The 12,217-nt window shown below is 37.3% G+C and carries 13 protein-coding genes; 8 read left to right on the top strand and 5 right to left on the bottom strand.

Annotation, left to right across the window (positions count from 1 at the left end):
- Nucleotides 1–137: 137 nt before the first annotated feature.
- The gene (gene dinB, locus DQM95_RS08590) at nt 138–1,232 is read left to right on the top strand and encodes a DNA polymerase IV (RefSeq protein ID WP_037592701.1); all 1,095 of its coding nucleotides are present in this window, start codon (nt 138–140) and stop codon (nt 1,230–1,232) included.
- A 24-nt stretch (nt 1,233–1,256) separates the two neighbouring features.
- Here the strand turns inward: dinB and DQM95_RS08585 are convergent, their stop codons facing one another.
- The 4 genes from DQM95_RS08585 to rnhC form a co-directional block, all read right to left on the bottom strand.
- Nucleotides 1,257–1,724, bottom strand: a complete 468-nt coding sequence (locus tag DQM95_RS08585; RefSeq protein ID WP_037592703.1) for a hypothetical protein — start codon at nt 1,722–1,724, stop codon at nt 1,257–1,259.
- Between the two features lie 80 nt (nt 1,725–1,804).
- Complete coding sequence (gene recD2, locus DQM95_RS08580; RefSeq protein ID WP_037592706.1) at nt 1,805–4,228, bottom strand: SF1B family DNA helicase RecD2; 2,424 nt, start codon at nt 4,226–4,228, stop codon at nt 1,805–1,807.
- 55 nt (nt 4,229–4,283) lie between these two features.
- Nucleotides 4,284–4,877: a signal peptidase I gene (lepB, locus tag DQM95_RS08575; RefSeq protein WP_015911870.1), complete on the bottom strand. Its 594-nt coding sequence runs from the start codon at nt 4,875–4,877 to the stop codon at nt 4,284–4,286.
- A gap of 14 nt (nt 4,878–4,891) precedes the next feature.
- Complete coding sequence (rnhC, locus tag DQM95_RS08570) at nt 4,892–5,797, bottom strand: ribonuclease HIII (RefSeq protein ID WP_111686040.1); 906 nt, start codon at nt 5,795–5,797, stop codon at nt 4,892–4,894.
- A 119-nt stretch (nt 5,798–5,916) separates the two neighbouring features.
- Here rnhC and zapA point away from each other — a divergent pair, with 119 nt between their 5' ends.
- The 4 genes from zapA to trxA all read left to right on the top strand — a co-directional run bounded on the left by zapA (nt 5,917) and on the right by trxA (nt 9,601).
- Nucleotides 5,917–6,225 carry a cell division protein ZapA gene (gene zapA / locus DQM95_RS08565; RefSeq protein ID WP_015911868.1) on the top strand — a complete coding sequence of 103 codons (309 nt, stop codon included), beginning with the start codon at nt 5,917–5,919 and terminating at the stop codon, nt 6,223–6,225.
- A 2-nt stretch (nt 6,226–6,227) separates the two neighbouring features.
- Nucleotides 6,228–6,773: a CvpA family protein gene (locus DQM95_RS08560; RefSeq protein WP_015911867.1), complete on the top strand. Its 546-nt coding sequence runs from the start codon at nt 6,228–6,230 to the stop codon at nt 6,771–6,773.
- 68 nt (nt 6,774–6,841) lie between these two features.
- Nucleotides 6,842–9,175, top strand: a complete 2,334-nt coding sequence (locus tag DQM95_RS08555) for an endonuclease MutS2 (RefSeq protein ID WP_111686001.1) — start codon at nt 6,842–6,844, stop codon at nt 9,173–9,175.
- A 111-nt stretch (nt 9,176–9,286) separates the two neighbouring features.
- Nucleotides 9,287–9,601: a thioredoxin gene (gene trxA / locus DQM95_RS08550; protein WP_015911865.1), complete on the top strand. Its 315-nt coding sequence runs from the start codon at nt 9,287–9,289 to the stop codon at nt 9,599–9,601.
- Between the two features lie 11 nt (nt 9,602–9,612).
- Here trxA and mutY read toward each other — a convergent pair whose 3' ends face one another.
- A complete protein-coding gene (mutY, locus tag DQM95_RS08545; RefSeq protein WP_037592709.1) occupies nt 9,613–10,770 on the bottom strand; it encodes an A/G-specific adenine glycosylase in 1,158 nt (385 codons plus the stop codon).
- A gap of 222 nt (nt 10,771–10,992) precedes the next feature.
- Here mutY and rpsF point away from each other — a divergent pair, with 222 nt between their 5' ends.
- Genes rpsF through rpsR form a run of 3 tightly spaced genes read left to right on the top strand, consistent with a single transcriptional unit; the run spans nt 10,993 to nt 12,088 of the window.
- Nucleotides 10,993–11,283 carry a 30S ribosomal protein S6 gene (gene rpsF, locus DQM95_RS08540; protein ID WP_015911863.1) on the top strand — a complete coding sequence of 97 codons (291 nt, stop codon included), beginning with the start codon at nt 10,993–10,995 and terminating at the stop codon, nt 11,281–11,283.
- A gap of 20 nt (nt 11,284–11,303) precedes the next feature.
- Nucleotides 11,304–11,795 (top strand): single-stranded DNA-binding protein, encoded by a 492-nt coding sequence (locus DQM95_RS08535; protein ID WP_037592710.1) that lies wholly within the window; start codon nt 11,304–11,306, stop codon nt 11,793–11,795.
- A gap of 53 nt (nt 11,796–11,848) precedes the next feature.
- Complete coding sequence (gene rpsR, locus DQM95_RS08530; RefSeq protein ID WP_002983142.1) at nt 11,849–12,088, top strand: 30S ribosomal protein S18; 240 nt, start codon at nt 11,849–11,851, stop codon at nt 12,086–12,088.
- The last annotated feature ends 129 nt before the right edge of the window (nt 12,089–12,217 follow it).

Below are 12,217 nucleotides of genomic sequence, written 5' to 3'. Positions count from 1 at the left end.
CGGTTTCCCAAGCAAATTTCTTGACAAAAAAGATTTTCTTTTATAATACAGTTTGATAAAACAGTCACAAACTGTATTAGAAAGATTCAAAAATACCATTGCCACTTAAAAAAGGTATAATAGTTAAGGAGGTTTTTATGCTTATTTTTCCACTGATCAATGATTTATCACGAAAAATTATTCATATTGATATGGATGCTTTTTTTGCTGCAGTGGAAATGCGTGACAATCCTAATTTAAAAGGGAAGGCAGTCGTCATAGCAAAGGACCCAAGAGAAACAGGAGGACGTGGAGTCGTATCAACCTGTAATTACGAAGCTAGGAAATTCGGCATCCATTCTGCTATGAGTTCTAAAGAGGCATACGAAAGGTGCCCGCAAGCTGTTTTTATTTCAGGCAATTATGAGAAGTACAAAGAAGTTGGATTGGAAATTAGAGAAATTTTCAAGCGTTATACAGATTTAGTTGAACCTATGTCGATTGATGAGGCCTACCTAGACGTTACAGAAAATAAATTAGGCATTAAATCTGCAGTAAAAATAGCCAAAATGATTCAACATGACATTTGGCAAGAAGTCCATCTTACCTGTTCAGCAGGTGTCTCCTACAATAAATTTTTAGCTAAACTTGCTAGCGACTTTCAGAAACCTCATGGTTTGACCTTAATCTTACCCGATCAAGTAGAAGATTTTTTAGCAGAACTTCCTATCGAGAAATTTCATGGTGTTGGGACAAAATCGGTTGAAAAATTACATGAATTAGGTGTTTATACAGGTAAGGATTTGCTCGAAATACCAGAAATAACCTTAATTGATCATTTTGGACGATTTGGTTTTGACCTTTACCGAAAGGCCAGAGGCATCAGTAATTCACCCGTAAAGCCTAATCGCATTCGAAAATCAATTGGTAGTGAGCGCACTTACGCAAAGCTCCTTTTCGGGGAGTCGGATGTCAAAGCAGAACTGTCAAAACAGGCCAAGAGGGTGTCAGAAACGATGGCCAAAAATGATCGTCTGGGAAAAATTGTCATCATTAAAGTGAGATATGCAGATTTTACTACCATAACAAAAAGAGTTGGTCTGGATTATTTAACACGAGATTATGAGACAATCTCCCAAGCAGCCTGTGACCTTTATGACCGACTGGAAGAAAAGCAAACAGGAATTCGTCTTCTAGGGGTGACAGTAACCAGTTTAGAGGAAAAAGAGAATCATATTTCACTTGATATCTAAAAAAACGTCCATTGGACGTTTTTTTTATTCTTCTATTATATTTTGTTCTTTTTCATTTAAGCTTTTAGCTTTTTTAAAAGCAAAGAAATAGAGGGCTAAAAAGGCTACCTGAATGAGAATGGCAAGAAGTGATGGTGCTGTTAACAATTGAGTGATGACATTTAATGCGACAATTCCGAAGCCTAGGAAATAAGGCAGATAAGATAATTCTTGATTTTGTTTTAATTTAGATTGATTAATCACAGTAAACACAATAATCGCAATTGTTAAAGCTATTGCAACTGCTGACACAAAAAGTGAAAAAGGAGTCATTGATTGCTCTAAAATGGCAGCAGCTTCAGATCCCATAGCAGCGACAGCTTTCTCATTGTTCATGACAAGTAAAATTGAGACGATGCCAAAAATAGAAAAGACCGCTAAGAGTGAGTTTAGGACAATGATGACAATATTTAATGTTTTGAGTGATTGACGCACTTTCTCGTATGAAATCATAAGAACCTCCAAAAAATTTGTATTCAACGACTAATACAAGGTTATTATAACATATCTTTTAATGACTTTATAGTATCAAGTTAATTTTTATTAAAAAAGATGAGAATGTCCTCTTCTTTGAGACCAATCATAGGATCAATGCTTAACATATTTTCGAGGGTCAAGCGATAGGACTCTTCTTCTTGAGGATCTGAGTCCTTGATTGGTAGGTATTGGACGTCATTCGTAATTTTTTGAGGCGAAAGCTGAGCATTTTGAAGGTGGTCGTCACCTGAGTCATTATCTAGAGTTTCTGTTAGTGAGCTATCAGTAAAGCGTTGCACCAAATAAGTTTGACGCTTATCTCCTTCTTTTTGGATAGCATAATGAAAGGCTGAATATTCTCCAAGTAGGATAAGTTTGCTCTTGGAGCGCGTGACAGCTGTATAGATAAGATTGCGTTGTAACAGCCGTCCCCCTTGATGCGTGATTGGTAAAATAACCACTTGAAATTCACTTCCTTGTGATTTATGGATACTCATGGCATAAGCAAGGGTGATTTTCAGCCATTCATTTCTTGGGTAAGTAACTTCAGTTCCATCAAAGTCCATGATAATTTCATCTTGTTTTGATTCAGTGTATTTTGCTGGAATCAAGTCGCTAATATATCCAATATCGCCATTAAAAACATTTAATTGGGCATCATTGACCAAGTGGAGAATCTTATCTCCCCTCCTTAAATGTAAATCGTTAAAGAGAAACTCTTGTCCATCACCAAGTGGGTTAAGGAGATCTTGCATTAATTGATTTAAATGGTTAATTCCGGCTTGGCCTTTGTACATGGGTGCCAAAATTTGAATTTCTTCTTTTGGAATTCCGCTATTTATAGCAGAAGTTACTATTTTTGTCACCATTGTTGGAATATGTTGGGCGTAAGCTTCAAAAAATGAGCGATCGGCTTTTTTTTCTTTAAAGTCCCTTGGCAAATGTCCCAGTCTCATTTGATTGGCTAAATCGACAATGGTAGAATCTTCGGATTGCCTAAAAATCTTTTGAAGGGCAATTTTTGGAATGCTTGGAACTTTTAGCAAATCGGCTAGTACTTGTCCTGGTCCGACAGAGGGAAGTTGGTCACTGTCGCCCACAATGATAACTTGTGTGCTTGATGGTAAAGAGCTTAGGAGTTGGTTGGCAAGCCAAGTATCAACCATGGAAAATTCATCGATAATGATTAAATCACAGTCTAAATAATCATCCATTGCTTGGTAATCGTTATCCCCGTTTAGGCCCAAATGTCGGTGAATGGTGGCGCTAGGTAAACCAGTCAACTCATTCATTCGTCTAGCTGCTCTGCCAGTTGGCGCAGCTAAGAGGATTGGAAGATCTTTTTTTTCAAGATCAATCTTGTTTAAGGAGGAATAGGCCTCGAGAATACCTCTAATCACAGTTGTTTTTCCAGTACCGGGTCCTCCTGTTAAGATAAAAACTTTACTGGAAAGTGCTAGTTTTATGGCTTCTTTTTGAATCCTATCATAAGTCATATTGAAAGAAGCTTCTATTGACTGGATTTCTTCATCAATGGATTCCTCTGAATGAGGCTGCGATAATGGGGTTTCTAAAAGACGCGAAATATGCTTATGAATGCCTGCTTCAGATGCGTAAAGGGTGGCATCAAAGAGTTTTGTTCCAATATGATAAATTTTTGAATCAGCAATCAATTGACTTAATTGTTCAGCCACTTGGGCGGGTTGACATTCAATTGGTCTCGAATCTTCTAAGAGATTAATGGCATATTCTAGGAGATCACGCGCTTCTATATAAGTATCTCCTTGACTGATGGATTTTTCTAAAAGTGAATGTAAGAGTGCTGCACGGAAGCGTTCGGGAGCATCACTTTTGATTCCAATTTCATAGGCAAGTGTATCAGCCATTTTAAAGCCAATTCCTTGAATGTCTTCTACAAGTTGATAGGGGTTGGTTTTGACAGTTTCTAAGGCTTCTTCCTTGTAGCAATCATAGATTAAGAAGGCAAGACGATTTGAAATGCCAAGTTCAACAAGGGATGAAATAATCTGTTCCGTTCCGTAATTTAGCTTTAATGTTGCCAGAAAGGCTTCTCTATTGGCCTTCGAAAATCCTGTTATGGTCTCTAATTGACTAGGGTCTTCTAGAATTTTATCAATGGTGTTGTCTCCGTATAAAGTGACAATTTTTTCTGCTGTCTTTTTTCCAATCCCTTTAAAATGGTCACTGGAAAAGTACTTAATTAGGCCAGACGACGTCGGTTTTGCTTTTTGGTATCTGGTTAATTTTACTTGTTGGCCGTATTTAGGGTGTTGAGTTAATTCGCCCCAAAACGTGTAATCTTCTCCTTCAAAAACATCAGCCATTGTACCAGTGATAATAATTTCAAAATCATCAATGTCACTGTCCGTATCTTCAATAGATAAGAGAAGGATTTTAAAAAAATTACTGGCGTTCTCGTAGATAATGCGGTCGATTGTTCCAGTGAAATAGTGCTCCATCCTGAGGCCCTTTCTTAGATGATAGTTTAAAACCTGCCAGTGGCAGGTTTAGGTCTTATTGAAATTGGTTTAATTTTGTCATTGGCCAATAACGTAACTTGACCTCACCAATAAAATCTGATTTTTTAAAGTTACCAACTTCACGACTGTCTCGTGAGACGATTCGGTCGTCACCTAAAAGATAATATTCTCCTTCAGGAATTTTGACGGTAAAATCGGTTTGTCCATCTGTATTTGTTGTAAAGGCATTAGCATTTTGGGCTAATTCTTGGAATAGGCTATTGTAGGCATAGGTTTTTTTGAGTTTATCTTTTTTAAAGGCAGAAATATATTGACTGAGGTATTTTTCTTTAACTTCTTTGCCGTTAACAAAGAGTTTGTCATTTTTATAGCTGATTTCATCGCCTGGCATTCCAACAACCCTTTTGACAATTTCTTTTGTTTGACCATTTTCTTCTTCTTTTGCAACAACAATATCAAAACGGTCAATTTTTGTGTGATTTAACACAATGAGTCGTTCTCCATGAGCCAAGGTTGGGTCCATGGAATGACCATCTACTTTGACGGGTTGCCAGAAAAATAATCTGGAAATACCAAAAATTAAAATAACAAGGGTGAATAGGCCCCATTCTTTGAAGAAATGTTTCATTTATATCTTGTCCTCTAATCTTTTCTTTTTGCTAATGCGATTGCTTTTTGAGTATTTGCGAAGTGTATTTTTGCGCTATATTCTAGAGCCTTCATACCATAGGCTTCAAGTAACTGACTGGCTACTTGATCAGATTTTGACCCAGCACCACTTGGTAATTGATAACCTAATTCATTGCTCAAGTTATCTAAATTTTCTAGAAACAGGTTTCTTGCGATGATGGAACTGACAGCAACAGCAAGAAACTGACTTTCTGCCTTTTCTATTAAAGTGATTGCTTCTGTAAACTGATTTTTTTCAGTTTTTAAGTGTTTAAGATAATTGGAGTGACTAGTAAAAGCGTCGATGATAATTCTTTCAGGTATCACTTTTTGCTGTAATAAGAGAAAAATAGCTTGGTTATGAAGGGCTACTTTTACGGAAACAGCATTATAGGCTTTGCCTTTTCCCACTAAGGTATTATACTTTTGTGGAGTTAGGAGTAGGGATTTATGAGGAATTTTTTCCTCTAACAAGGGAGCAATTTGACGAATTTTATGATCAGTCAAACTTTTTGAATCATCGACACCTAGTTGTTTGAGGTAATTATGATCTTCAGGTTTAACAAAACTAGCAACAACCGCAAGGCCACCAAAATAGGAACCATTGCCGACCTCATCACTGCCAATTAATGGGTAGTTTTGTCCAAGTTTGATTTTATCTGTTTTCTCTTCAGTTTGAAATCCTAACTCTTGTGCGATTTGACTTGCTAGATTACCTTGTAAAACCCATTTTCCAGAACGGTAAAGGAGACAGGTAACTGCTTTATACCTTGCAGCAAAGGCTACATGTGGGTTGTTTTGACTGATTTGATAAGGTTTTAGCTTGTTTTGCAAGGCATTTTGTTGGCCTTCCTCGATTTTAACTACAATGGTTTCCATAGAATTCATTTTAACATAAAAGCGATTTTTTTGGGGAACCAACTTGACTCTATAGGAGAAAAAGTTGTTATTTTACGAAAGCTTTAAATTAAGGTATAATGCTAGAAAGAGGTGAACCAATGAAAAGTAACAATCGCTATAAATTTACCTTTGGTGAAAAAACGTTAACGTTAACGACAGATAAAGACAATCTTTTTATGGAAGAAGTTGAGCATGTTGCAAAAGAGAAATACAATGCCATCAAATCAAGATTGCCTGAAGCGGATAATGAAACAGTTGCTATATTAATGGCCATTAACGCCTTATCAACACAATTAAACCGTGAAATTGAGTTTGAAAAGTTAGAAAAAGAAATCAGTGACCTAAGAAAGAAAACTGTCGTAGGGATTCAAGAAAAAACGAATCAAGCTGATTATAACGGAGAATAGGCATGATTTCCTTAGCTATTCTTATGATTCTCCTATGGCAATTCTATATTGGTTATCACAGAGGGATTATTCTGCAGACTTTTTATGTTTTTGGAGCAATCCTGTCTTTTTGGCTTGCTAAAAATTATTATCAAACCTTATCCTCTAAAATCTCACTTTGGATTCCATACTCCAATCCTGCAGAGGGTGTTCAAACCGCTTTTTTTAAAGAGGTCAATATCTTTGATCTCAATAAGGTTTTTTATGCGGGTATTGCTTTTTTTGGTCTATTTGCCATTTTCTATCTGCTTGTTCGCCTGATAGGGATTTTTCTACATTTTATGCCTTTAAATCATTTTGATGATTTTCCCTATCATATCGTGAGTGGATTTTTAGCAGTTAGTGTAGCTCTGATGTTTCTAAGCATGATAACGAGCATCTTAGCTACTGTGCCAATTCCAACCATTCAAGATCAACTATCTAGCCATTTCATCTTGAAAGCTTTAGTTGACCATTGCCCACCAATGACCACATTGATTCGTGATCTTTGGATTCATAAAATCATTTAAGACCAGATTATGACAATCAGGTCTTTTCCTTTAGCATTAATAAGAAAATTTAAGGTATAATAGTCTTTATGAATCAAAAAATTTTAGAACAATTAGAATTTCAAAAAGTTAAAGAACAATTCCAACCCTATCTGCAGACAGCGCAAGGAATCCAGGAATTACGTCTTCTTGAACCAAGCAACCACTATGACAAGATTTCAGATTACTTTAAAGAAATTGCTGAAATGGCAACCATTTTTGTGGAAAATCATCATTTTTCAATAGGGAATCTTCGCGATGTCTCCGAGAGTATGCGTCGCTTGGAACTAGAAGCAGACTTGAATATCCAAGAGTTGTTAGATATCAAAAAACTGCTCTTAGTTTCTGGGGAAATCAGTCGCTTTTACCAAGATTTAGAAAATGTGGACCTTCAGGTTTTAAAACGAATATTTGAAAAAATAGAAGTCTTTCCACAATTACAAGGAAGTTTACAGGCTGTTAATGATGCAGCCTTTATTGAAAATTTTGCCAGTCCAGAATTGGATCGCCTTAGACGTCAAATAGCAGAAAATGAACGTTATAGTCGCCAATTGCTACAAGACATCCTAAAGAAAAATGCAGATTATTTGTCTGAATCATTGATTGCTAGTCGTAATGGTAAGAGTGTCCTACCTGTTAAGAATACTTTTCGTCACAGAGTTTCAGGGGTTGTCCATGATATCTCAGCATCTGGAAATACCGTTTACATTGAACCTCGTGCCTTAGTGCAAGTCAATGAAGAAATGACGCAATTACTAGCAGATGAAAGGCATGAAATTGCAAGGATACTCAAAGAGTTGTCACAGCTGTTACGTCCTCATAGTCGTGCGTTAGCAAATAATGCATGGCTTTTGGGACATCTAGATTTTGTTAGAGCAAAGTATCATTATCTTGTTAATAACAAAGCAACCATCCCTAAAATTAGCAAGGATAAAAATATCCAGCTATTAAATGTTAGACACCCCTTGTTAAAAAATCCTGTGGCCAATGATTTGCATTTTGCAGATGATTTAGCCGTGATTGTGATTACGGGCCCTAATACAGGTGGTAAGACCATAATGCTTAAAACACTGGGATTAGCACAATTAATGGGTCAGTCAGGTCTCCCAATATTAGCAGATGAAGGCTCAAAAATAGCTGTTTTTGATGCCATTTATGCCGACATAGGCGATGAGCAATCCATCGAACAAAGTCTATCAACCTTCTCAAGTCATATGACACATATCGTTGACATTTTAGAGGAATCAAATCGTAACAGTTTAGTCCTTTTTGATGAACTGGGTGCAGGAACAGATCCACAAGAAGGTGCCAGTCTTGCTATGGCAATCTTAGAGCAATTACGCTTAACCAATATCAAAACCATGGCAACAACTCATTATCCAGAGCTCAAAGCCTATGGTATTGAAAGTGACTATGTCGAAAATGCTAGCATGGAATTTGATAGTCAAAGCCTAAAACCCACTTATCGCTTTATGCAAGGTGTTCCTGGTCGATCTAACGCCTTTGAAATTGCTCGTCGACTTGGTTTAGCTGAAACGATTGTGAAAGAAGCAGAGCAGATGACAGATACCGATAGTGACGTCAATCGTATTATAGAAGAGTTAGAACGACAGACGCTTTCTAGCCGGCGACGCCTTGATCATATCAGAGAAGTTGAGCAGGAAAATATAAAATTCAATCGTGCTGTCAAGAAACTCTATAATGAATTCTCTCTGGCGAAAGACAAGGAAATTGAGAAAGCTAGTCAAGAAGCGCAAGCTATTGTTGAGTTAGCCTTAACCGAAAGTGAAGAGATTTTGAGTAAGCTCCATGAAAAAGCAGAGCTTAAACCACATGAAATTATTGAAGCAAAATCAAAACTGAAGTCACTGGTTCCTCAAAGAGATTTATCTAAGAATAAAGTTCTGAAAAAAGCTAAGAAATTAAGAGAGCCTAGGATAGGTGATGATATTATTGTTTCTGCATATGGTCAACGCGGAACCTTAATTGGTCAAGTGAAAGGGAATAAGTGGGAAGCTCAAGTTGGACTGATTAAGATGACTTTAAAAGAGGATGAATTCCAACTCGTTAAAGTGGAAGCGGAAGCACAAAAACCTAAAAAACAAAGTATTAACATGGTTAAAAAAGCCAATCAAAATGGTCCTCGGGCACGTTTAGATCTTCGTGGGAAACGTTATGAAGAAGCCATGCAAGAACTAGATGCCTTTATAGACCAAGCATTGGTTAATAATATGAGCCAGGTTGATATCATCCATGGTATTGGAACAGGTGTCATTAGAGAAGCTGTTACCAAGTATCTTCGCCGTCATAAACATGTTAAGAGTTTCGCTTATGCTCCTCAAAACGCAGGTGGTTCAGGTTGTACGATAGCAACCTTGGGATAAATGACAATTGGATACCGCATAGGGTTTTTTGAATTCGGTAGCAGATTCTTGCTTTCTCATCAAAATTCTCCTAAAATAGACATATCAAATGAGTAGAAACGGAGAAAAAAGATGACACAAGTCGTTACAGATGCAACATTTGAAGCAGAAACAAAAGAAGGCCTTGTCTTAATTGATTTTTGGGCAACTTGGTGTGGTCCATGTTTGATGCAAGCTCCAATTTTAGAACAATTGTCTCAAGAGTTAGATGAAGACGAGTTGAAAATTGTCAAGCTAGATGTGGATGAAAACCCAAATACAGCACAACAATTTGGTATTATGTCAATTCCAACACTTTTATTTAAAAAAGATGGACAAGTGGTGAAACAAGTAGCAGGTGTTCACACCAAAGATCAAATTAAAGCGATTATTGCAGAATTAGCATAAAAAATGAGCTCTTATCGGAGCTCATTTTTTGTTTTAAGATAGTTTGTTAACATTTTTTTCTGTGGCGTAGCCATTGGGTAATGAACCATATCTTCAAGCTTGACCCAAGCTAATTCTTTGTCTTGGGGGAGTTTGTTTTCCTTTACATGCCCTTCTGTCAAACTAAGTGTCCACTTTTGATGGCTAAAGGTATGTTTGACCATTGGAAAGATCCCTTCAGTCCATTTTGGCTTTAATCCATAGCTTTCTTCAAAAAGACTGGTCTGAGAGATTCTTTCCATAAGAGGATTGTTTTCTTCAAAGAGGTCTAGTTGCTGGCTGATAAAATTGGTTTCTATGATTGGGAATGACCAAAAGCCACCAAGTAAGCGTCCTTTAGTATTTTTTTCCAAAAGAAAAGCACCGTCATTATTCAAAATAACAAAAGCTTGTATTTGGACAGGACGTGGTTTTTTCTTAGGCTCTTTGATGGGATATCTGTCATAGGTTCCGTGCAAATAAGCAGCGTTGAAAAAGCGAATCGGTGACTCTTCTGGACGTGGATTTTTGGCAGATTCAATATCTGTTCCTAAGTCCATCAGTGCTTGGTTGAAGTCACCAGGTCTTTCTGGGTCGATTAATATTTCCATTATGGCTTGAAAAATCTTACGGTTTTTAGGATCACCGATATCATAATTCACTTCAAACAGTCTTGCCATAACTCTCATAACATTTCCATCAACGGCAGGTTGGGCAAGGTTAAATGCAATACTTGAGATGGCACCAGCGGTATAAGGGCCAATTCCTTTTAATTCTGATATGCCTTCATAGGTTGATGGGAATTTCCCATCAAAATCTGTCATGATTTGTTGCGCAGCCTTTTGCATATTTCGTACGCGGGAGTAGTAACCAAGTCCTTCCCATGCTTTGAGCAGACGTTCTTCGTCAGCGTCAGCCAATTCCGCAACAGTAGGGAACCATTCCAGAAAACGTTGGTAATAAGGGATAACAGTCTGAACTTGGGTTTGTTGTAGCATAATTTCAGAAACCCAGATGTGATAAGGGTTCTTGGTTCGACGCCAAGGAAGGTCGCGTTTTTCATGATCGTACCAGTTTAAGAGGGTACGACGAAAATCCTCGATAGTGGTTTGGTCCCACATATTGATGCCATAGTCTTCTAAATTTATCATGTTATTATTGTAGCATAGGCAATCAAAAAATATGGAGAAATATCTCTTGAGAGTGGTCATGATGTTTAAAGACCCCAAAAAATGTTTAGGATAGAAATGGTTAGTAAAAGAATTTTTTCTTGATTTTTAGATAATTTTCCTGTATACTAGTAATCTGTGAGCATACCTCACTTACCTACATGGAGGCATGTAGGTCATTAGACCAAAAGGAGGAAAATATCAATGGCTAAATACGAAATTCTTTATATCATTCGTCCAAACATTGAAGAAGAAGCGAAAAACGCTTTGGTATCACGCTTTGACTCTATCTTGACTGACAACGGTGCAACAATCGTTGAATCAAAAGATTGGGAAAAACGTCGTCTTGCATACGAAATCAATGATTTCCGTGAAGGACTTTACCATATCGTAAACGTTGAATCTGAAGATGCAGTAGCTCTTAATGAGTTTGATCGTCTTGCAAAAATCAACGGTGACATTCTTCGTCACATGATTGTAAAACTTGACGCGTAAGATCAAAAAGAAGGTAGTTTATGATTAATAATGTAGTACTAGTTGGTCGCATGACCAAAGATGCAGAACTTCGTTACACACCAAGTCAAGTGGCTGTTGCTACTTTTACACTTGCTGTTAATCGCACTTTTAAAAGCCAAAATGGTGAGCGTGAAGCAGATTTTATTAACTGTGTTATCTGGCGCCAACCTGCTGAAAATTTAGCAAACTGGGCGAAAAAAGGTGCTTTAATCGGTATTACAGGTCGCATTCAGACTCGTAATTACGAAAATCAGCAAGGTCAACGGGTTTATGTAACTGAAGTGGTTGCGGAAAATTTCCAAATGTTGGAAAGCCGTGCTACACGTGAAGGTGGTTCTTCGAACTCTTATAGTAATACTGGCTTTGGCAATGATGCTTCAAGCAATAGTTATTCTGCACCTTCTCAACAAACACCTCATTTTGGTCGTGAAGAAAGTCCATTTGGCAATGCCAATCCTATGGATATTTCAGATGACGATTTACCTTTCTAAGAATAGATTGGTAACTGGACTAAAGGAATTGAATACTATAAAGGAGATTAAACATGGCTCAACAACGTCGTGGCGGATTCAAACGCCGTAAAAAAGTTGACTTCATCGCAGCTAATAAAATTGAATATGTTGATTACAAAGATACTGAACTTTTAAGCCGTTTCGTTTCAGAACGTGGTAAAATTTTACCTCGTCGTGTAACAGGAACATCAGCTAAAAACCAACGTAAAGTAACAACAGCAATCAAACGTGCTCGCGTTATGGCACTTATGCCTTACGTAAACGAAGATTAGTAAAAAGCGCCAGTGGCGCTTTTTAGTTTGTGTTCAAAAAATCAGAGAAACACAAAGACCCACTGGGTCTTTTTTTCATGAGCCTTAAAACTGAAGAGCGAGCCAAGCTCCACTGGACCTCTTTTTCGT

The sequence above is a fragment of the Streptococcus uberis genome, assembly GCF_900475595.1.
GTDB lineage: Bacteria > Bacillota > Bacilli > Lactobacillales > Streptococcaceae > Streptococcus > Streptococcus uberis.
The sequence above is the reverse complement of the archived record's forward strand: the minus strand, read 5'-3'. Positions and strand labels throughout refer to the sequence as shown.

What these genes read in the sequence shown, in the direction of transcription:
- recD2 (WP_037592706.1), bottom strand. Translation starts at nt 4,228, where the DNA reads ATGGAGCACTATTTCACTGGAACAATCGACCGCATTATCTACGAGAAC.
- trxA (WP_015911865.1), top strand. Translation starts at nt 9,287, where the DNA reads ATGACACAAGTCGTTACAGATGCAACATTTGAAGCAGAAACAAAAGAA.
- rpsR (WP_002983142.1), top strand. Translation starts at nt 11,849, where the DNA reads ATGGCTCAACAACGTCGTGGCGGATTCAAACGCCGTAAAAAAGTTGAC.
- DQM95_RS08555 (WP_111686001.1), top strand. Translation starts at nt 6,842, where the DNA reads ATGAATCAAAAAATTTTAGAACAATTAGAATTTCAAAAAGTTAAAGAA.
- lepB (WP_015911870.1), bottom strand. Translation starts at nt 4,877, where the DNA reads ATGAAACATTTCTTCAAAGAATGGGGCCTATTCACCCTTGTTATTTTA.
- rnhC (WP_111686040.1), bottom strand. Translation starts at nt 5,797, where the DNA reads ATGGAAACCATTGTAGTTAAAATCGAGGAAGGCCAACAAAATGCCTTG.
- mutY (WP_037592709.1), bottom strand. Translation starts at nt 10,770, where the DNA reads ATGATAAATTTAGAAGACTATGGCATCAATATGTGGGACCAAACCACT.
- DQM95_RS08560 (WP_015911867.1), top strand. Translation starts at nt 6,228, where the DNA reads ATGATTTCCTTAGCTATTCTTATGATTCTCCTATGGCAATTCTATATT.
- zapA (WP_015911868.1), top strand. Translation starts at nt 5,917, where the DNA reads ATGAAAAGTAACAATCGCTATAAATTTACCTTTGGTGAAAAAACGTTA.
- DQM95_RS08535 (WP_037592710.1), top strand. Translation starts at nt 11,304, where the DNA reads ATGATTAATAATGTAGTACTAGTTGGTCGCATGACCAAAGATGCAGAA.
- rpsF (WP_015911863.1), top strand. Translation starts at nt 10,993, where the DNA reads ATGGCTAAATACGAAATTCTTTATATCATTCGTCCAAACATTGAAGAA.
- DQM95_RS08585 (WP_037592703.1), bottom strand. Translation starts at nt 1,724, where the DNA reads ATGATTTCATACGAGAAAGTGCGTCAATCACTCAAAACATTAAATATT.
- dinB (WP_037592701.1), top strand. Translation starts at nt 138, where the DNA reads ATGCTTATTTTTCCACTGATCAATGATTTATCACGAAAAATTATTCAT.